Source organism: Sphingomonas sp. (assembly GCF_042096255.1).
Classification (GTDB): Bacteria; Pseudomonadota; Alphaproteobacteria; order Sphingomonadales; family Sphingomonadaceae; genus Sphingomonas.
Window position 1 is genome coordinate 1 of record NZ_JBELLZ010000078.1, and the last position, 17,003, is coordinate 17,003.

Genomic DNA, 17,003 nt, shown 5'->3' on the forward strand with positions numbered 1-17,003 from the left:
GTAGTGCGGTGACGACGGCGGAGCAGGCATGGCGTTCACCGCCGGCCGTCAGCAAGCACGGCGGAGAATGCCGCGGCGGTCTGCTCGGCGGTGCGGCGCCACGACAGGGTGCGCGCCTGCGCCAGTCCACGGGCGGACAGCGTCGCGGCGAGCGCCGGATCATCGGCCACCCGCGCGATCGCCGCGGCGATCGCGGCGGTGTCCAGCGGATCCACGAACAAGGCGCCGCCGCCGTCGAGCCCGCCCGCAGCCTCGGGAACCGCGGACCGATCGGAGCAGATCAGCGGCGCCCCCATCGCCTGCGCCTCTGCGGCGGGCATTCCGAACCCCTCGTAGGTGGAAGCGACGATCGTCGCGAGGCAGTGGCGATAGGCATTGGCGAGCACGGCCTCGCTGACCTTCCCCATCGAGACCAGCAGATCGCCGAGCTGTGCCGCATCCGCGGCCGCACGCAGGCGCCCGTCCACGTCGTTGCCGATGTGGACCAGCCGAATGGCGCGTCCCTGATCGCGCAGCGCCGCCATCGCCGCGGTCACCCGCTCACAGTTCTTGTTGGGCGTCGTGTTGGCGACCATAAGGACATAGTCGCCCGGAATGGGCGGAGCGCCCGCCGCAAAGTCCGCGACGTGCATGCGGCTGGCGAGAGGGGTCACGAACACGCGGTCCGCCGACGTCGGAAGGTGCGCCAGCATGTCCGCCCGGCTGTTCTCCGAAACGGTGATCAGCGCGTCGCACACCCGTGCGGTGAGCGGGATCATCGTACGCCAATAGCGCCGCTGGCGCGGCTCGACCACCTCGGGCACCACTTCATAATACATATCGTGGATGGTCGCGACGAGCTTCGGCGCACCCCACAAGGGGCTCACGAAGGCCGGGCTCCACAGCAGCGACACGCCGTCTTGGCGGCTGCGGAACGGCAGGCGCACCTGCTCGAACGCAACCCGTCCGGCACGGCCGCCCAGCGCACCGACGCCTGCCAGCCTGGTATTGGCGCGTTCCGAGAAATGGTGCCGCGCCTCGTCCTGAACGTAGCCGCTGAGTGAGAAATCCAGTGCGTCCGTCTCGGCGAGGGCCGTCAGTTCCTCGAAGACCTGCACGGCATAATGGCCAGGCCCGGTCAGTGCGCGTGGTTCGATAAAGGTCAGGTTTGCCGCGACCCTCGGCATCGCGTCAGTGGGCGACATGGATCAGCGCCTTGCGGCCTGACAGCCGCAGATAGGGAATGGCGGCGAGGCCCAGCAGCATGGTGGAGGTGAAATATCCCGCACCGCGCACGAACACCTCGATCGCCGCGCCGACAAACGCGGCCAGTGCGAAGCATGTGCCGTCCGACAGCAGCAGGCGCCCTGTGGCGACGCCGCGCAGGCGGATCACCATCCGCGTCAGCGTAACCAGATACCAGAGCGACAGGATGATGCCTGCAACCCCCAGTTCCGTGATCAGCTTGGCGGCATTGAAGCCGCCGTCCCGCAGATTCAGATCGGCCCCGGTCAGAGCGTAGATGATGTTGCTGGAGGGGGTGAACAGGTTGGTGAAGCCCAGGCGCTGGAACCCGATTCCCCAGCCACCGGTCTCTTCGAGCGACGTCTGGATAAGCTCCAGACCCTGCCGGTACACCAGCATCGACAGGTTCTGGTTGCCGTAGGCGAAGTCGAGCCGGTCGGTGAAGTAGGTAAGGTCCAGCATGCTCAACCCCGCAAAGGCCGACAGCAGGAAGATCGCCAATGCGATGCCGTTCAGGCAGCACGCCCCCGCCAGGATCAGCCCCACCGCAAGCGACAGGCTCTTGAGCAGGATCACCATAATCGCGGCGACGGCGAGGATGATCAGTCGCAGGACCGGGCCGGCCGTCACCGCGCCGTAGATCAGAAACGGCATCAGGGTGAAGGCGAAGTGCGACGGTTCGGTGAAGGGGTACAGCGGGCGTTCGGAGATGAGTTCGCTGCGGGGGGCGATGCCGAGCAGCCCCATCACCGCGATCACGAGGAACAGGCCAAGCAGGACGTGAAGGGCGATCCGCTGGTGCGGCACGGAGGCAAAAAAGGCGAAGCCGACATGGCGCGTGGTCGTGAGGATCACTCCCAGCAGCGCAAGCGAAGTCAGCGGGCGGCCCAGTTCCGGTTCTCCCCTCAGGTAGGTCAGCGCGATGTGCGCGCCGATGAGCCCGCAGCTCACCGCGACCACGAGGAAGTGGTTTGCCCATCCGGCCCTGGGCGGGCCGGGAACGATGCCGATCGTCGCCAGCCCCCACACCGCTACCGCCACAACCGCCACGCCGGGAGCGAACGAGGAGAGGTTGTACGAATACCGAAGGGCCGAGGGAGTCAGCACGAACAGCACCAGGACGATCAGCAAGCCGAGGGCACCCATTCGCGGGAACGGCATCATCGGCCCGGAAGGCGCGGGCACGGTGGCTGCGCGATTCATCGGCAGCTCCACCATGAACCGGCCAGCGCATGACCGGCGCCGCGAGGGGACAGCGAGATCATATCCCCTCCACCTTCCGCAGGGACGGCAGCGACGTCCAAACGGTGCGCAGTCGCAACCGGGTGGTCTCCGCCTCGTCGCGCCGCAGGACGCGCCGGGCCAGAATCTTGGCGACGATGGCCGGAGCCTCCAGCCATGTTCTCGCGGCACCGAAATGCTTGTGGAGGAGGAGGATCTGGTTGCGATGGTACATTTGCGTGCTGAACGGTGAGGATCCACCCGTCAGCGCACTCACCTTGTGCGCGATCGTCGGCGCAGCGAGGATCGTCACCGTCACACCGTGCGCGCGGCAGCGCAAACAGAAGTCCGCGTCTTCCCAGTAAACGAAGAAGCGCTCATCGAAGACACCCACTCGGTCGAACACCTGCATGTCGACCAGCAGCGCGCAGGCGGGCGCGAAATCGGATGTCCAGCTTTCTCCGGATCGCGGGGTTTCCCCCATCCACGCCTGGAATCCACCGCGCAGCCGGGTGAATCCGCCGTCGGCGAACCAGAAGCGGCCGGGCTCGTCCGCATAGGTGACGGCGGGCGCGACGATCAGTGCCCCACTGCGTGTCTGGAAGTCCAGCACCCGCGCCAGGAAATCGGCCTCGAAGACCGTGTCGTTGTTGAGCAGCAGCACCGCATCGAAGCCGTTCTCGCGCGCCCAGGCGATCCCCTGGTTGCTGGCGGCGGCAAAGCCTGGGTTGTCCGGGTTGGCGATCAGGTGCAGCGGCCCGTCCCAGTCCGCCAGCATGGCGCGCGTGGCGTCCCCGGAGGCGTTGTCGATCGCCACCAGCGTCCAGTCGCCGCTGGTCTGGCGATCGAGCGACGCCAGGAAATCCGTCAGCACCGGTGCGCTGTTGTAGGTCACCGTCACCAGCGCCACCCGGCGCCTCGCCTGTGCGTCGTTCATCCGGTGATACCGCTCTGACAACGCATCCTGGCCTGTCGCACGCTGGGAATCCACATCCGGATCGCTTCGTCTTCTTCTGCCTGCCCCCGCTCGGTCGGCACGCCCGTGCCCAGGCGCCGGCCTTCGCCGGAAGGTTCGTGTTGGTTTCCGCCGGATAGAGCCCCTCGCGCCCGAACGACACCCCTCAAATGCACGGCGTTATCCAGGGTGCGGGGCTGGGGCAGGACGACTTGTCTTTTCGCGGCCGGTCGATATCAGGCCGGCAATCATTTTCTGCATCGACAGGCATCCACGATTTGCCGGCTCGGGCATGTTGCAAGGATCGCCACGGGCGTGAGTCTGAAGCGCAACTCACTGTTCAACCTGGCCGGGCTGTTGCTGCCTCTCGGCCTCTCGCTTCTGACTGTCCCCGCCTACATCCATCTGATTGGGGTTGATCGATATGGCGTGCTGGCCATTGCCTGGCTGCTGCTCGGCTATTTCGGCATGTTCGACCTGGGCCTGGGGCGTGCCACGGTTCATCGCATCGCCGAACTGCGCGATGTCGCGGCGGCGGAGCGGCGTGCCACCTTTCACACGGCCGTGCTGGTCAATGCCGCCATCGGGGTGGTGGGCGGCATCCTTCTCGCGCTGGGCGCAGAGCTGTTTTTCGCCAATGGTCTGAAGGTCGCACCCGCCCTCAAGACCGAACTGGCCGCCGCGGCACCCTTGCTGGGCCTTTCGCTGCCGATCGCGACGCTTACCGGAGTGCTGACCGGGGCGTTGCAGGGACGTGAGCGGTTTGCGAGCAGCAACATCGCCGGGGTGCTCTCCACCGTCCTGTTCCAGGGGGTGCCGCTGGCGGTCGCCTGGCTCTGGGGTCCCAACGTCTCGGTGCTGCTGCTTGCCGGCATGGCCACCCGGCTGGTCACCCTCGTCGTGCTCTGGGCGGTATGCACGCGAGAGTTCGGCTGGGACGGACGGCTGCGGTTCGACCGGGCGCAGATCGCGCCGCTGCTGCGCTTCGGCGGGTGGATCACCGTGGCTTCGCTGATCGCGCCATTCCTGACCATCATCGACCGGTTCGCGATCGGTGCAGTGATGGGGGCTGCGGCAGTGACCTTCTACGCGATCCCTTACCAGATGACGCAGCGGATCGTGATCATCCCGACTGCGCTGACCAACGCGCTTTTTCCCCGCCTCAGCGCGATGAAATCCTTGGAAGAAGCCGCCATGCTCTCGCGCGAAAGCATGCTGATCCTGGTGGCGCTGATGACCGCCCCGGTGGTGCTCGGCGTGCTTCTGGCGGGCCCGGCGCTTTCCGCGTGGCTGGGTGATGCCTTTGCCGCACGCGCCACGCTGCCTGCCGAGATTCTGTTGGTGGCGTTCTGGTTCAACGCGCTGGCGCTGTTGCCGTTCACCATGCTTCAGGCGGGCGGACGTCCGCAGACCGTCGCCCTTGTCCTCGCGATCGAGCTGCTGCCGTATCTTGCCGCGCTCTACCTGGGGCTGCACCACTTTGGTCTGGTGGGGTGCGCCGCGGCATTCCTGCTGCGCTGCGCTCTGGACTATGCCCTGCTGTCGTTCCACGCCGACCGCCGGGCCACTCCCGTGCGGCCGATCCTGACGGGTGCGGCGATGCTGGGGTTGGCGGTCGGCATCAGCCGCGTGACGCAGCCCTTCAGCGGACACTGGCTCGCGGCGGCCGCCCTGCTCCTTCTCCTGGTCGCGGTGGAGACGTGGCGGATCGCCCCGGCCCGGATCAGGACCCCGGCGCTGGAGCGGCTGGCCAGCCTTCGCCGCCCGGCACCTTCACCAGGACAGCATTGATCGGCGATCGATCCCGCTCCATGGGCCAGGGCCGGAAGCGATCGGGGACCAGCATGACCGAAAACGCCTATCTCGGCGACGCCTATGCCGCGAAGGATTCCAGCTATTTCGGCGAGGCGCGGGCCGACTATGTAGGCCTGCTGCCCGCCGATCCGCAGGCACGCATCCTGGAGCTGGGCTGCGGAGACGGCGCCACAGGCGCGCTGGCGCTGCGTGAAGGCAAATGCGGCGAATATGTCGGCATCGAGATGTTTGCGCCCATGGCCCAGCGGGCCGAGAAGCGGCTGACTCGCGTGCACGTCGGCAATGTCGACGAGATCGATCTTCCGTATCCCCCCAGTCAATTCGATGCGCTGATCATGAGCGAGGTGGTGGAGCACCTTGTCGACCCCGAAGCCACGCTGCGCCGGCTGGTCGCGCTGGTCCGGCCAGGCGGACGGATCATGGCCAGTTCCCCCAATGTTGCGCACTGGCGCATCGTCAAGGCGCTGGTGGCTGGTCGCTTCGACTATGTTGATGCCGGGCCGATGGACCGCACGCACCTGCGCTGGTTCACGCCACAGAGCTATGCGGACATGTTCGAGCGGGCAGGTGTGGTGGTAGACACGGTTGGCCCCCTGGGACCGCTGGCGGGGCGGCAACGACTGATCGGCGCCCTGCTGGGCGCGCGGCTGCGGCACCTGCTCTACTATCAGATCAGTCTAATCGGTCACCGCGGGGAGGCGTGATTCCCCGGTTCAGGGCGGCGGACCGTCGCCCGGCGGATGCCCGCGGCGGACGAGTACCGCCCGTATCGCCTCGTCCGGATAGATGCCCGTATGTTTCGTGCGCAAGGCGCGCTTCAGGAAAGGGAATCCTGCCTCGACTAGGGGCATGGCCGCGAACAGGCTCGGGTCGACGGTGAGATCGGGGGCGCCATACCATAGCGCGCCGACCGACATGCGACGCGCGGCATCCACGGCGAGGCGCGTCTCCTGGCGTAGAACCACGGGCTCGTACTGGTCGTGTGCGCGACCCGCGGGCAGGACCTGCGCAAGGCCTGCCATCCGCTGCGGCGTCACGTTCTTTAGGTGGAAGGCGTAGGATTGGATGTGGTTCTCCACCTGGCCACAGGCTGTGAAGCCCGTGAGATCCCAGGTCATGAGGGGCCATAGCGCATCGATCGGGCCAAACGGACCGAACACCGAATCGTTCAGGACCAGCACGTCCGCACCGGGGTTCGCCGCGGCGATCGCATGCAGCCCCAGCGCATAGGCGGAGAAGTCAAAGCCGCCGAGCGCCTTCCAGTAGAGCGCGTCGGCAATGCCGTGCAGCTCCGCGGGGACATCGGCAGCGCGCGCCGCCGCGCACACCACGAGCAGCCCCGTCCCGGACGCGCGCAACCGGGCCAATGTGTAGCGATGCGCGGAGTCCAGGCTGCGCCCCGCTGGTAGAAACAGGAAATAGACGATCCAGCGGTCGCGTGCACCGCGGATCGGCACGAGGCATTCGTGCGCGGGCGCCGGCTGCCAGCGGCCGAGCGCACGCAGTCGCCTCAGGCGGTCGACCGCGTCCGGACGGGACGGTCGATACTGCCAGTTCCTTTCCAGCTGGTCCAGCCCGATGGGGCAGAGCGGTGGCGGTGGGCGGCGCAGCCCCAGGCGGGTGAGTGTGCGGATCATTCCCATTGCGTGATCCTCCGGATGACGGGTCCGCAGGCGCGAAGGGGCGAGCCGTTCGAGCGGCTATTTGGCTCCATGGCCGGACACCATCGTCACGATCGTCTTGGTCACGATCAGCAGATCGATCCATGGCGAGTAGTTCTTGATGTAGTAGAAATCGTAGTGGAGCTTGGTGCGCACGTCCGCCACGTCCGTCACATGCCCCTGGTTCACCTGCGCCCACCCGGAGATGCCCGGGCGCACGATGTGGCGATAGCGGTAGAAGGGGATGTCCTGTTCGTAGCAGCGCGACAGCGGCATCGCTTCGGGGCGAGGGCCAATCCAGCTCATCTCGCCCTTCAGGATGTTCAGGATCTGCGGCAACTCGTCGATGCGGCTCTGGCGCAGGAACCGGCCGATCCTGGTGATCCGGACGTCGTCGCTCTGCGTCATCGCGCTGCTCAGCGGGTCCGACACTAGGGGCTGGTGACGCATCGTCCGGAACTTGAAGACGCGGAATGGGCGTCCACGATAGCCGATCCGCTCCTGGCGGAACAGCACCGGTCCGGGCGAGTCAATCGCCACCAGGACGGCGATCAGGATCAGCACGGGCAGCAGAAGCAGGCCCGCGATCAGCGCGCCCAACCAGTCGATGACGTGCTTGGAGTTCATGTAGACGCGCTGGGGCGACAGTGAACCGGCACTGTTCTCGTACAGATGCTCCAGCTGCACCTGCCCGGTCAACGACTCCATCAGGTGCTTGTAATGGACCACCGGGAAGCCCGAAAGCGCATAATCCGCGACGCAGCGGTCCCATTCGTCGGGCAGGTCGGCGCGCAAATCGGTTACGATCGTGTCGAAGGCCCGGACGTCGGTATCGAGCCGATCGATCAGCTGCCACGACACGCCTCGGATCGCGCAAATCTCTGCTGCTTTTCCGAACGGCAGGATTCCGATCGACAGCCGCTGTGCCCCTTGCGCCCTGATCGACACGAACATCATCCACATCAGGCTGATGAACAGGCTGGTGATGAGGAGCGCCCGGCTGTACTCAAGCCTGGAAAGGAAGAAGAAAAGGAGAATACTGCCGAACGATACGAAAATAGACGGAATGATATGCGATCCCAGCTCTGCCCCGGGATAGACGAAAATGTTGCGGATCAGCCAGACGGACATGGTGATCGCCACGATCGAGCCCATGGCGGTCGTGTTGACCATCCTGATGTCGGCGGGCACCTCAAGCGTGAGGACCCGAATTGCATAGGGTATGGCGACGGCGAAGAGGATGTTCGCGAACAACTGCGTATAGACCGTGCTCCACAAGCTGCCGCGTTTTGCAATGATCGATTGAGGCACGCTGATACACCACGGTCTGCAAAGAAACGGTCGCGCGCCCCCCAAGACGCACGATCCACGAGAGGCCGCTGCCGGCTGCGCCTTCTCTAGCGGGCAATCCGCTGCGGTTCACTCCCAAATCGACGGGTGCAGGGTCCCCTTTGCGTCCGCAGGCCCCTGCCGTCGGCGGGCCGAGCGGAGACCTTACTCGGTCAAGCACCCTTGTCCGGCGGGGCGCGGGCCCTATGACGCGGGTGTCATGCAGAAGGTACGGCTCCTCACTCCCAAGCGCCATGGCGATGCGCGCGGCTGGTTCACCGAAGTGTATTCGGAGCCGGCCTTCGCCGCCCTCGGTATCACCTGCCGGTTCGTCCAGGACAATCATTCCTTGTCCGTCCCAGCGTTCACGCTGCGCGGACTGCACTTCCAGACGCCGCCTCGCGGACAGGACAAGCTGGTTCGCTGCATTCGCGGGCGGATATACGATGTTGCGGTGGACGTCCGGCGCGGATCGCCCACCTATGGTCACTGGGTGGGCGCGGAACTCTCGGCCGAGAACGGGCACCAGCTGTTCGTGCCGATCGGCTTCGCCCACGCGTTCCTGACGCTGGAGCCCGATTGCGAGGTGACCTACAAGGTCTCCGATACCTATGCGCCGGATCACGACGGTGGCATCCGCTGGGACTCGGTTGGCGTGGATTGGCCGCTGCCCGACGGGGTCACGCCCGAACTGAGCGCCAAGGATACCAGGCTTCCCATTCTGGGCGAGTTCGACAGCCCCTTCGCCTTTGACGGCGTCCCGCTGCTTCCGCTCGCCTGAAGGAACATAAGTCATGCGCATCCTGGTCACCGGTGGTGCCGGCTTTATCGGCTCGGCGCTCGTCCGCCACCTCATCGCGGACACGACCCATGAGGTCCTCAACTTCGACAAGCTGACCTATGCCGGGACGCTTTCAACCGTCGAGGAGGTGGCACGGTCCAATCGTTATCGCTTCGTCCGTGGCGACATCTGCGATGCCCAGGCGGTGCGCGGCGCCATTGCCGAGTTCAGGCCCGAGATCATCACCCATCTCGCCGCGGAGAGCCATGTCGATCGCTCGATCGACGGTCCGGGAGCCTTCATCCAGACCAATCTCGTGGGCACGTACACGATGCTGGCTGAGGCGCGCAGCTATTGGCGAACGCTTGAAGGCGCTGCGAAGGAGGCGTTCCGCTTCCATCACATCTCGACCGACGAGGTGTACGGGTCGTTGGGCGAAACAGGCCTGTTCACCGAGGACACACCTTACGATCCCCGATCGCCTTATTCGGCGTCGAAGGCCGGCTCTGACCATCTGGTTTCCGCCTGGGGCCACACGTTCGGTCTTCCGGTGCTGATTACCAACTGCTCGAACAATTACGGCCCCTATCACTTTCCCGAGAAGCTGATCCCGCTGATGATCGCCAAGGCGCTCGATGGCGAGCCGTTGCCGGTCTACGGCAAGGGCGATCAGGTGCGTGACTGGCTGTTCGTCGAGGACCACGTCCGTGCGTTGCGCCGGGTGTTCGAGCAGGGACAACCCGGCCGCACCTACAATGTCGGCGGCAACAACGAAAAGCAGAACATCGAGGTCGTGCGTACCATCTGCGCCATCCTGGATCGGCTGCGCCCGCGCGGGAATGGCGCATCCTATGCGGAGCAGATCACGTCGGTCGCCGACCGGCCCGGCCACGACAAGCGCTATGCCATCGATGCCAGCCGCATCCGCGACGAGCTTGGCTGGGTGCCGGCCGAGACGTTCGAGACCGGTATCGAGAAGACGGTGCGCTGGTATCTCGACAACGAGGACTGGTGGCGGCCGCTCGTCGCCGCCAGGGCGGCCGACAGGCGCGGGATCGAGCAGTGACCGGCAGCGACAGACCCGTTCTCGTGACCGGCGGCAACGGCCAGTTGGGCATGGAACTGCAACGATGTGCCTGGCCGGGCGGCTATCAGGTGATCGCGACCGGGCGTTCCGACCTCGATCTGACCGACAGTGCGATGATCGCTGCCAAGGTGGCGGAGCGCGACTGGGCCGCGGTGATCAACGCCGCCGCCTATACCGCGGTTGACCGGGCAGAGACCGACGCGGTCGCCGTCTGGCAGGTCAATGCCCTCGCGCCGGCGGCGTTCGGGCAGGCCTGCGCAGCGGCGGGCATCCCGCTGGTGCAGGTCTCGACCGACTATGTCTTCGCCGGCGACCGGCCGGGTGCACGTCAGGTCGGCGATCCCGTGGCCCCGCTGGGAGTCTACGGCGCATCCAAGCTCGGCGGCGAGCTGGCGGTGCGCACCTCCGGCGCGCGCCATGCCATCGTGCGGACGGCGTGGGTCGTCTCGGCCCACGGCAGCAACTTCGTGAGAACAATGCTGCGGGTGGGGGCAGAGCGTGGTGCACTGCGCGTCGTCGACGATCAGCGCGGCTCACCCACCGGCGCCGCCGATCTTGCCCATGCACTGATGACCGTTGCCACACGCCTTGCGAAGGATGATCGCGCGCCGACGGGCACCTTCCACTTCAGCAACGCGGGCGAGACGAGCTGGGCCGGCTTCGCCCGCGAAATTTTTCGCCAATCCGGCGCGCGGGGCGGCCCGGTCGCGACGGTCGAGCCGATCACCACCGCGGACTATCCGACGGCGGCGGCGCGCCCCGCCAATTCGCTGCTCAGCCATGACGCGATTCGTGATGGATACGGCATCGCCCCTCGGCCGTGGCAGGACGCACTGAGCGACATCCTCGACGAACTGATCGGAGCAGTGAAGTGAAGGGCATCATTCTCGCCGGCGGCTCGGGCACGCGACTTCACCCGGCGACCCTTGCGGTGAACAAGCAGCTGTTGCCCGTGTATGACAAGCCGATGATCTATTACCCGCTGTCGGTACTGATGCTCGGCGGCATCCGCGACGTGCTGATCATCTCCTCGCCGGAATATCTGGAAAACTATCGCCGCTTGTTCGCCGACGGCTCGGCATTCGGCCTGCGGATCACCTATGCGGAGCAGCCGCGGCCGGAGGGACTGGCTCAGGCGTTCACCATCGGTGCCGATTTCATCGGCGACGACAATGTGGCGCTCGTCCTCGGCGACAACATCTTCTTCGGCGCCCACCTTACCGATCTGCTGGCGAGTGCGGTCCGCCGAACCGTCGGGGCCACCGTGTTCAGCTACCGTGTCGAGGACCCGGAACGCTATGGGGTGGTGGAGCTTGCCCCGGACGGCCGGGCGCTCAGCCTGGAGGAGAAGCCGGCCAAGCCCCGGTCCCAACATGCGGTAACGGGCCTATATTTCTATGACAATCGAGTGGTGGACTATGCTCGCGGCCTTCGCCCGTCCGCCCGGGGCGAGCTCGAGATCACCGACCTGAACCGCATCTACATGGAAGCGGGCGAGTTGCATGTCGAGCAGATGGGCCGAGGCTACGCCTGGCTCGACACCGGTACCCATGACAGTTTGCTGGAAGCATCCGAGTTCGTGCGCACGCTCCAGAACCGTCAGGGCATCCAGATCGCCTGCCTAGAGGAGATCGCCTTCGAGCAGGGGTTCATTTCCGCTGCCGAGGCGCGCGCGCGGGGGGAAATGTTCCGGAAAACCGCTTACGGGCGGGCGATCCTCAAGGCGGTGGACGGCGCCTGAACGCGGTTCCTAATGGCCATAACGCTTGATGCCGCGTCGACGCAGCTTGAGCCGCCGATGCCGCCGCAAGGACCAGAACCCGCCGCCGAGCGCCAGAACGCCGACCAACGCGATGATGCCGTAGGCGACGGTCTCCCGATCCATGACCTGAATGTGCTCCTGTACAATCCTGCGGTTCGCGACTGGGCTCTCCACCCTCAAGCGTCGCTGTGCCGCACATTCCGCTCGCTAGGAAGAGGGGTCGCCGGCTCCTGAGGCAGGGTGCCCGATACGAACAGCCAGCTGCGCAGCGCGCTCGCCAGGTTTGGCGGGGTCGATTGCGCAATCCGCAGCGCATCGATCTGTGCCACCAGCGCGCTGATCGGCAGGCTGCGTGCCGCCGCGGCGCCCTCCAACGCCGCCCAGAACACCGGCTCCAGGCTGATCGAAGTCTGGTGCCCGGCGATGGTGATCGACCGCTTGACCGGGCCGCAGAAGCCCCCGGGCGGGGCCCCGATCGCCGTCAGGGCGCTCATTCGGTGTCGAACAGCGCCGCCAGCTGCTCGATGATCGTGCCGCCCAGTTGCTCGGCGTCCATGATCGTCACCGCACGCGCGTAATAGCGCGTCACGTCATGGCCGATGCCGATCGCGACCAGCTCCACCGGGCTCTTGCGTTCGATCCAGTCGATCACCTGCCTCAGGTGCCGCTCCAGATAGCTGCCGGTGTTCACCGACAGCGTCGAATCATCGACCGGCGCGCCGTCGGAGATCACCATCAGGATGCGGCGTTCCTCCGGCCGCGCGATCAGCCGGTTATGCGCCCAGAGCAACGCCTCGCCGTCGATATTCTCCTTGAGCAGCCCCTCGCGCATCATCAGCCCCAGCGAGGCACGCGCGCGGCGCCAGGGCTCGTCCGCCTGCTTGTAGACGATGTGGCGGATGTCGTTGAGCCGGCCGGGCTGGGGCGGGCGGCCGGCGGCCAGCCATGCCTCGCGGCTCTGCCCGCCCTTCCACGCGCGGGTGGTGAAGCCGAGAATCTCGGTCTTGACCCCGCACCGCTCCAGCGTGCGCGCCAGGATGTCGGCGCTGATCGCCGCGATGGAGATCGGCCGGCCGCGCATCGAACCCGAATTGTCGATCAGCAGCGTCACCACCGTGTCGCGGAACTCGGTGTCGCGCTCGATCTTGTAGCTGAGCGAATGGCCCGGGCTGGTGACCACGCGGGCGAGGCGCGCGGCGTCGAGCAGCCCCTCCTCCTGGTCGAAGTCCCACGAGCGCGACTGCTGCGCCATCAGCCGGCGCTGGAGGCGGTTCGCCAGCTTCGACACCACCGCCTGAAGGTGGACGAGCTGCTGGTCGAGATAGGACCGCAGCCGGAGAAGCTCGTCGGCGTCGCACAGGTCGGTGGCCGCCACCACCTCGTCGAACTGCGTAGTCCAGGGCTTGTAGTCGAATTGGGGGCCGAGGTCCGCGAGCGGGCGGTTGGGGCGGACAGGCTGCATGCCTTCCTCGCCCTCGTCGCCGAACTCGCCGTCCGAATCGTCGAACTGTTGCTCGCCTTGGGTCTCGCCCTCGCTGTCGCCTTCCTCGCTCTCGGTCTGTTCGCCGCGCGCCTCGGCCTGCGCCTGCTCGCCGCCGCTCTCGCCTTCGCCTTCCTCCCCCTGGTCCTCGGCGTCGGTGCCCTCGTCCTCGTCGCCGCCCTCGTCGGTTTCCTCGGGTACCTGCTCGCCCTCGACCAGGTCGAGCCGCTCGAGCAGCTTCATCGACAGCGCCTGGAACGCGCGCTGGTCGTCGAGCGCGAGCGCGAGCGCGTCGAGGTCGCCGCCGGCCTTCTCCTCGATCCAGTCGCGGACCAGCGCGAGACCTGGCGCCGCGGCGGCGGGGATGGAGAGGTTGGTAAGCCGCTCGCGCACCAGCAGCGCCAATGCGGTGGATAGCGGCACCTCGTCCCGGTTGCGCGCGCGCACGATCGGGTCGGTGCGCATCCGCACATCGAGTGCGGTGGACAGATTGTCGGCGATGCCGGCATAGCCCTTCGAACCCAAGGCCTCGACCCGCGCGCCCTCAACAGCGTCGAACACCGCGCGCGCGACCGCTTCGGTCGGCGAGGCGCGCAGGTGTATCGCCGCGTCATGGTGCCGCAGCCGCAGCGCGAAGCCATCCGCGAAGCCACGCGCTTCCGCCACCTGCTCCGCCGGCAGCGAGCGCGCGGGCATTGGCACCTTGAGGTGCTTGCCCGACTGCGTGGGCGCATCGGCGGTGAAGGCGAGATCGAGCTCGGGCTCTTCGGAGAGCGCGCGCGAGGCGCCGCCAAGGACGGCCTTGAAGCGATCGAGGGGTGTTTCGGTGGCCATTACCAGAAAACCTTGCAGCCGAAACGAGCGATCTCGGGATCGCGGGTGATGACGGTAAGATCCTCCGCGATCGCTTGGGCGGCGATCAAGCGGTCGAACGGATCCTTGTGCGATCCGTCGAGCAATCCGGCGGTGACACCATGGTCCGGCGCGACGGGCATGTGAACGAAGCCGTCCTGCACCACGTCCGCCACGTACCGATGCACGCGGTCGTTCATTGACGGCAGTTTGCCCGAGCGCACCTTCATTGCGATCTCCCACCCGGTCACGGCGCTGATGTAGACCTCATGTTCGCGGCCCTGCAGCACATCGAGAACACGCTTCGGCAAGCGTTCCGACCGGTCCCACCACCAGATCAGGACGTGCGTGTCGACGAGATATCTCACCTTGGCTATTGGGCCGGGAAGATATCGCGGTGTTCGAACTCGTTCAACTCCGCGTCGGTATAGGCCGGCTCGAACCAGACCGAGTCGGGAATGTCACCGAGCAGTCCCTTGTACCGCCCCGGCTGCCGCGGCGGCAGCTTGACGGGTTCAATCGGCACCAGCTTGGCATAGGGCACGCCTGCCTTGGCGACCACGATCTCCTCACCGGCATGGGCGCGATCCACCAGGCGCGAGAAATGGGTCTTCGCCTCGTGCAGGTTGAACGTCTTCTGCGGATGGGCCTCGGCCATGCTCGCCTCCTCGAGTGGACTAGATAGCCTAGTCCACTCGTCGCCTCAAGCCTTACCCGCCACGCTCTCCGGCAGGTCCTTGCCGAACACTCGCTGGTAATATTCCGCCACCAATGCGCGTTCGGCCTCGTCGCACTTGTTGAGGAATGACAGGCGGAAGGCGAAGCCGACGTCGCCGAAGATCAGCGCGTTCTGCGCCCAGGTGATCACCGTGCGCGGGCTCATCACCGTCGAGATGTCGCCATTGACGAAGCCCTTGCGGGTGAGGTCGGCGACACGGATCATGTTGTCCACCGTCGCCTTGCCGCCGGGCTTATCATATTCACCACTCTTGGCGAGCACGATCGCCGCCTCGGTGGCGGCGGGCAGGTAGTTCAGCGTCACCACGATGTTCCAGCGGTCCATCTGGCCCTGGTTGATCTGCTGGGTGCCGTGGTAGAGCCCGCTGGTGTCGCCCAGGCCGACGGTGTTGGCGGTGGCGAACAGGCGGAACCAAGGCGAGGGGCGGATCACGCGATTCTGGTCGAGCAGGGTCAGCTTGCCCTCGGTCTCCAGCACGCGCTGGATCACGAACATCACGTCCGGGCGGCCGGCATCATATTCGTCGAATACCAAAGCAGTCGGGGTCTGTAGCGCCCAGGGCAGCAGGCCCTCGCGAAACTCGGTGACCTGCTGACCGTCGCGCAGCACGATCGCATCGCGGCCGATCAGGTCGATGCGGCTGATGTGCGCGTCCAGGTTGATGCGGATGCACGGCCAGTTGAGCCGCGCCGCCACCTGCTCGATATGCGTCGACTTGCCGGTGCCGTGATAGCCCTGCACCATCACACGGCGGTTGTGTGCGAAGCCGGCGAGCACAGCCAGGGTGGTGTCCGGATCGAAGACATAGGCGGGATCGAGGTCCGGCACGCGCTCATCCGCCTCGCTGAAGGCGGGCACCTGCATGTCGAGGTCGAGCCCGAACACCTCGCGCGCATTGATCATCTTGTCGGGCGCGTCGAGGATCGTCGTCTCGCGGCTGTCGGGCTGGGTGTTGGGGATGTCGGTCATGCGAACGCCTTTCAGGCCTGCCTTAGGCTAAGCCGAACGCTTTGCTCAACCATCCGTGTCAGGCGATCTTCTCCGGCAGCGCGAAGAGATCGACGAAGCGCTGGGCGGCGGCCTTGTCGCCCTCCACCGACAGGCCGTCTTCGTCGCCCAACGGCAGCTTGCCGTAGATCGTCCGGCGGAACGCCATGGTATCGCCGGTGAACGTAACGTCAGCCTCCGCCTCACCGCGGGCAACGGCGAGGGTGCCGCCTTCCAGTCGGCCAATGAACGTGTCCGCCGGAAAGCGGAAGCCGAGCGTCATCGCCAGCCCCGCCGCGCGGTCGCGATCGACCATCGTGCGCAGCGACATCATCGCCGAGGCGGGCGAGAAGAACAGCATGGGATCGTGGCGGCGCGAGCGGGTCGCCCACCGCCCCATCTCCTGGACCATCACCTCCGCCTCCAGCCCCCAGCGGGTCAGCTCATAGACCTGGACGTTGGCGGGGGACGGCAGGCGGCGGCGGACCAGGATGCCCGCACCCTCCATCGATTCGAGCCGCTGGGTCAGCACGTTGGCGCTGATGCCCGGCAGGTTGGCCTTGATCTCGCCGAAGCGGCGCGCGCCGAACATCAGCTCGCGCATGATCAGCAGCGACCAGCGCTCGCCGACGAACTCCAGCGCCAGCGCCGTCCCGCACGCATCGTCGTACCAGCGCCTCGACTCAGTCACTTTTTCTAACTTCATAGTTGTATTATTTAACCAGGCCGGGCATGACGCGCAAGCAACGAGTCGAAAAGGATCGTTTCCGGATGACCAAGATGATCTTCGTGAACCTGCCCGTGACGGACGTCGCGAAGGCCACCGCCTTCTACGAGGCGATCGGTTTCGAGAAGAATCCGATGTTCTCCAACGAACAGGCCTCGTGCATGGTCTGGTCGGAGGCGATCTACGTGATGCTGCTCGACCGCGCCTTCTATTCCACCTTCACCAGCAAGCCGATCGCGGACACGCACGCGAACAGCGCGGCATTGCTATGCCTGTCGTTCGATAGCCGCGCCGCGGTGGACGCGATGACCGAGAAGGCGATCGCCGCGGGCGGGCGCGAGACGCGCGATCGGCAGGACATGGGCTTCATGTACAGCCGCGCC

Annotated in this window: 19 protein-coding genes; 7 read left to right on the forward strand and 12 right to left on the reverse strand. The window is 66.3% G+C overall.

What is annotated here, in order from left to right; all coding sequences use genetic code 11:
* Positions 1-35: 35 nt before the first annotated feature.
* From ACFDTH_RS13595 to ACFDTH_RS13605, 3 genes are read right to left on the reverse strand one after another with little or no spacing between them, the layout of a single operon-like run.
* Complete coding sequence (locus tag ACFDTH_RS13595) at positions 36-1,184, reverse strand: glycosyltransferase family 4 protein (protein WP_375288081.1); 1,149 nt, start codon at positions 1,182-1,184, stop codon at positions 36-38.
* Positions 1,171-2,427 carry a hypothetical protein gene (locus ACFDTH_RS13600; RefSeq protein ID WP_375288083.1) on the reverse strand — a complete coding sequence of 419 codons (1,257 nt, stop codon included), beginning with the start codon at positions 2,425-2,427 and terminating at the stop codon, positions 1,171-1,173. The genes ACFDTH_RS13595 and ACFDTH_RS13600 overlap by 14 nt, the downstream gene beginning before the upstream one ends.
* A 58-nt stretch (positions 2,428-2,485) precedes the next feature.
* Positions 2,486-3,382, reverse strand: coding sequence for a glycosyltransferase family 2 protein (locus tag ACFDTH_RS13605; RefSeq protein ID WP_375288084.1), 897 nt, complete (start codon positions 3,380-3,382; stop codon positions 2,486-2,488).
* A 333-nt stretch (positions 3,383-3,715) separates the two neighbouring features.
* Between ACFDTH_RS13605 and ACFDTH_RS13610 the strand changes: the two genes are divergently transcribed.
* Both ACFDTH_RS13610 and ACFDTH_RS13615 read left to right on the forward strand, forming a co-directional pair.
* A complete protein-coding gene (locus ACFDTH_RS13610; RefSeq protein WP_375288085.1) occupies positions 3,716-5,191 on the forward strand; it encodes a flippase in 1,476 nt (491 codons plus the stop codon).
* A gap of 53 nt (positions 5,192-5,244) precedes the next feature.
* Positions 5,245-5,919, forward strand: a complete 675-nt coding sequence (locus ACFDTH_RS13615; RefSeq protein ID WP_375288086.1) for a methyltransferase domain-containing protein — start codon at positions 5,245-5,247, stop codon at positions 5,917-5,919.
* Positions 5,920-5,928: 9 nt separating this feature from the next.
* On the opposite strand, the gene ACFDTH_RS13620 is transcribed toward ACFDTH_RS13615, so the two are convergent.
* Positions 5,929-6,852 (reverse strand): hypothetical protein, encoded by a 924-nt coding sequence (locus ACFDTH_RS13620; protein ID WP_375288087.1) that lies wholly within the window; start codon positions 6,850-6,852, stop codon positions 5,929-5,931.
* Positions 6,853-6,915: 63 nt separating this feature from the next.
* Positions 6,916-8,154 (reverse strand): sugar transferase, encoded by a 1,239-nt coding sequence (locus ACFDTH_RS13625; protein ID WP_375288088.1) that lies wholly within the window; start codon positions 8,152-8,154, stop codon positions 6,916-6,918.
* A gap of 271 nt (positions 8,155-8,425) precedes the next feature.
* On the opposite strand from ACFDTH_RS13625, the gene rfbC reads away from it, so the two are divergent.
* From rfbC to rfbA, 4 genes are read left to right on the forward strand one after another with little or no spacing between them, the layout of a single operon-like run.
* Positions 8,426-8,986 (forward strand): dTDP-4-dehydrorhamnose 3,5-epimerase, encoded by a 561-nt coding sequence (gene rfbC, locus ACFDTH_RS13630; RefSeq protein ID WP_375288089.1) that lies wholly within the window; start codon positions 8,426-8,428, stop codon positions 8,984-8,986.
* A gap of 13 nt (positions 8,987-8,999) precedes the next feature.
* Entirely contained in the window at positions 9,000-10,052 is a 1,053-nt protein-coding gene (gene rfbB / locus ACFDTH_RS13635) for a dTDP-glucose 4,6-dehydratase (protein ID WP_375288090.1), read from the forward strand.
* Positions 10,049-10,948: a dTDP-4-dehydrorhamnose reductase gene (gene rfbD / locus ACFDTH_RS13640; RefSeq protein WP_375288091.1), complete on the forward strand. Its 900-nt coding sequence runs from the start codon at positions 10,049-10,051 to the stop codon at positions 10,946-10,948. Before rfbB ends, rfbD begins: the two co-directional genes overlap by 4 nt.
* Positions 10,945-11,814, forward strand: a complete 870-nt coding sequence (gene rfbA / locus ACFDTH_RS13645) for a glucose-1-phosphate thymidylyltransferase RfbA (RefSeq protein WP_375288092.1) — start codon at positions 10,945-10,947, stop codon at positions 11,812-11,814. Before rfbD ends, rfbA begins: the two co-directional genes overlap by 4 nt.
* A gap of 9 nt (positions 11,815-11,823) precedes the next feature.
* Here rfbA and ACFDTH_RS13650 read toward each other — a convergent pair whose 3' ends face one another.
* Genes ACFDTH_RS13650 through ACFDTH_RS13680 form a run of 7 tightly spaced genes read right to left on the reverse strand, consistent with a single transcriptional unit; the run spans position 11,824 to position 16,584 of the window.
* Positions 11,824-11,958 (reverse strand): hypothetical protein, encoded by a 135-nt coding sequence (locus ACFDTH_RS13650; RefSeq protein ID WP_375288093.1) that lies wholly within the window; start codon positions 11,956-11,958, stop codon positions 11,824-11,826.
* Between the two features lie 53 nt (positions 11,959-12,011).
* A complete protein-coding gene (locus ACFDTH_RS13655; RefSeq protein WP_375288094.1) occupies positions 12,012-12,329 on the reverse strand; it encodes a ribbon-helix-helix domain-containing protein in 318 nt (105 codons plus the stop codon).
* A complete protein-coding gene (cobT, locus tag ACFDTH_RS13660) occupies positions 12,326-14,149 on the reverse strand; it encodes a cobaltochelatase subunit CobT (protein WP_375288095.1) in 1,824 nt (607 codons plus the stop codon). The genes ACFDTH_RS13655 and cobT overlap by 4 nt, the downstream gene beginning before the upstream one ends.
* Positions 14,149-14,535 (reverse strand): type II toxin-antitoxin system VapC family toxin, encoded by a 387-nt coding sequence (locus ACFDTH_RS13665; protein ID WP_375288096.1) that lies wholly within the window; start codon positions 14,533-14,535, stop codon positions 14,149-14,151. The genes cobT and ACFDTH_RS13665 overlap by 1 nt, the downstream gene beginning before the upstream one ends.
* A gap of 5 nt (positions 14,536-14,540) precedes the next feature.
* Complete coding sequence (locus ACFDTH_RS13670; protein ID WP_375288097.1) at positions 14,541-14,825, reverse strand: type II toxin-antitoxin system Phd/YefM family antitoxin; 285 nt, start codon at positions 14,823-14,825, stop codon at positions 14,541-14,543.
* A 45-nt stretch (positions 14,826-14,870) separates the two neighbouring features.
* The gene (gene cobS, locus ACFDTH_RS13675) at positions 14,871-15,875 is read right to left on the reverse strand and encodes a cobaltochelatase subunit CobS (protein WP_375288098.1); all 1,005 of its coding nucleotides are present in this window, start codon (positions 15,873-15,875) and stop codon (positions 14,871-14,873) included.
* A 58-nt stretch (positions 15,876-15,933) separates the two neighbouring features.
* A complete protein-coding gene (locus tag ACFDTH_RS13680; protein WP_375288100.1) occupies positions 15,934-16,584 on the reverse strand; it encodes a winged helix-turn-helix transcriptional regulator in 651 nt (216 codons plus the stop codon).
* A gap of 80 nt (positions 16,585-16,664) precedes the next feature.
* Between ACFDTH_RS13680 and ACFDTH_RS13685 the strand changes: the two genes are divergently transcribed.
* Positions 16,665-17,003, forward strand: a 339-nt coding sequence (locus ACFDTH_RS13685) for a VOC family protein (protein ID WP_375288101.1), incomplete at its 3' end; no start/stop codon positions are given.

Coding starts and splice junctions, on each gene's coding strand:
- cobS (WP_375288098.1), bottom strand. CDS start 15,875: ATGACCGACATCCCCAACACCCAGCCCGACAGCCGCGAGACGACGATC.
- ACFDTH_RS13655 (WP_375288094.1), bottom strand. CDS start 12,329: ATGAGCGCCCTGACGGCGATCGGGGCCCCGCCCGGGGGCTTCTGCGGC.
- ACFDTH_RS13670 (WP_375288097.1), bottom strand. CDS start 14,825: ATGGCCGAGGCCCATCCGCAGAAGACGTTCAACCTGCACGAGGCGAAG.
- ACFDTH_RS13600 (WP_375288083.1), bottom strand. CDS start 2,427: ATGAATCGCGCAGCCACCGTGCCCGCGCCTTCCGGGCCGATGATGCCG.
- cobT (WP_375288095.1), bottom strand. CDS start 14,149: ATGGCCACCGAAACACCCCTCGATCGCTTCAAGGCCGTCCTTGGCGGC.
- ACFDTH_RS13605 (WP_375288084.1), bottom strand. CDS start 3,382: ATGAACGACGCACAGGCGAGGCGCCGGGTGGCGCTGGTGACGGTGACC.
- rfbB (WP_375288090.1), top strand. CDS start 9,000: ATGCGCATCCTGGTCACCGGTGGTGCCGGCTTTATCGGCTCGGCGCTC.
- ACFDTH_RS13650 (WP_375288093.1), bottom strand. CDS start 11,958: ATGGATCGGGAGACCGTCGCCTACGGCATCATCGCGTTGGTCGGCGTT.
- rfbC (WP_375288089.1), top strand. CDS start 8,426: ATGCAGAAGGTACGGCTCCTCACTCCCAAGCGCCATGGCGATGCGCGC.
- ACFDTH_RS13615 (WP_375288086.1), top strand. CDS start 5,245: ATGACCGAAAACGCCTATCTCGGCGACGCCTATGCCGCGAAGGATTCC.
- ACFDTH_RS13620 (WP_375288087.1), bottom strand. CDS start 6,852: ATGATCCGCACACTCACCCGCCTGGGGCTGCGCCGCCCACCGCCACCG.
- ACFDTH_RS13595 (WP_375288081.1), bottom strand. CDS start 1,184: ATGTCGCCCACTGACGCGATGCCGAGGGTCGCGGCAAACCTGACCTTT.